Annotated in this window: 2 protein-coding genes; one reads left to right on the plus strand and one right to left on the minus strand. The window is 51.1% G+C overall.

Annotation, left to right across the window (positions count from 1 at the left end; genetic code table 11):
• The first annotated feature begins 24 nt into the window (after window positions 1-24).
• Window positions 25-396 carry a TnpV protein gene (locus LKD37_RS17480; protein ID WP_112091005.1) on the plus strand — a complete coding sequence of 124 codons (372 nt, stop codon included), beginning with the start codon at window positions 25-27 and terminating at the stop codon, window positions 394-396.
• A 48-nt stretch (window positions 397-444) separates the two neighbouring features.
• Here the strand turns inward: LKD37_RS17480 and LKD37_RS17485 are convergent.
• A partial coding sequence (locus tag LKD37_RS17485) for a virulence RhuM family protein (protein WP_302930327.1) occupies window positions 445-1,218 on the minus strand: 774 nt, incomplete at its 5' end.

Consider the following 1,218-nt stretch of genomic DNA (forward strand, 5'->3'; position numbering starts at 1 on the left):
CAACACAAAAAGGAGCTAATTTTTATGAAATCTCTATTTGAGGAAATGGGCGGCACTTACCGTCAGGAGGGCGATTACCTCATCCCGAACCTTGCGCTGCCGGACGAACCGGAATACCAGATTGGCAAGTATGGGCGTATGCGCCGCAGCTATCTGAAAGAACATCGTCCTGTTCTCTACGCAAACCTGCTCACAAGCGGAACGCTGCATCGGCACCTTGCCGAGATCGACCAAGCCTGCAACGAGCGCATGGCAATCATCGTATCTGCAATAGCGAAGCAGGAAGGCGTAACAGAAGCACTCAAAGCTGCCGATCAAATGGAATGGGTGCGCCGCATGAACAGCATCCGCAGCCGCGCAGAGGAAATTGTCCTGACCGAACTTGTATATGAATGATGAACGCCCGTTATTGGCCGCATGGCCGATAACGGGCGTTTCTGCGTTTTAGTTCTTTTGTTCCGTGCTGGCTACCAGACGGTCAAAGTCACTCTGATACAGCTGATCCTGAATGACACGGTACTGCTCAAACTCGCTTTCGGCAAAGGCTTTTGCAATGGCAGCGGTGACTTTTCCCTTATTTTGCAGAATCTCTGCATCGTTGAATTGCAGAAAAGCGTCCAGCTTGGAAGCCCAATCCGCCATGGTCATAGGGATATGCCGTCTGGCCTGCCGGGTGGCGTAGTCCAGATACATGGTGACGATTTCGTTCAGTTCCTGCATTTCGTCCATGGATAAGTAATTTTTTGCAATGGACACATCTGCCTTGACGATCTTGCCGTCAGGAGCATTCTTCCATGAGGTCAGCCCCATGTGTTCCTTGGTGTGATCGGCTCGTGCCATAATGACTTCTGCCGCCGTGCTGCCATGGACGGCATAGTGCATCTTATTCTGAACTGTGGCAAAGAAATCCTTTGTGGTCTGGCTATCGAGAGAGTAGTCCACCGCGGTGGCGTAAATATCCGTAATTTTCTGATAGAAGCGTCGTTCGCTGGCCCGAATCTCCTGAATCTCGGAAATCAGGTGATCGAAGTAGTCCTCATCAAAAATCTGCCCATTGATGAGCCTGCTCTTATCCAGCACATACCCCTGCTTGGTGAAGGTGTCCAGCACCTTGGTTGCCCACTGACGGAACTGCGTGGCCCTGCCGGAATTGATCCGATAGCCTACGGCTATGATGGCGGACAGAGAGTAGAACTTATAGTGATAGGTTTTTCCGTT

Source organism: Brotocaccenecus cirricatena, from assembly GCF_020687045.1.
Classification (GTDB): Bacteria; Bacillota; Clostridia; order Oscillospirales; family Oscillospiraceae; genus Vescimonas; species Vescimonas cirricatena.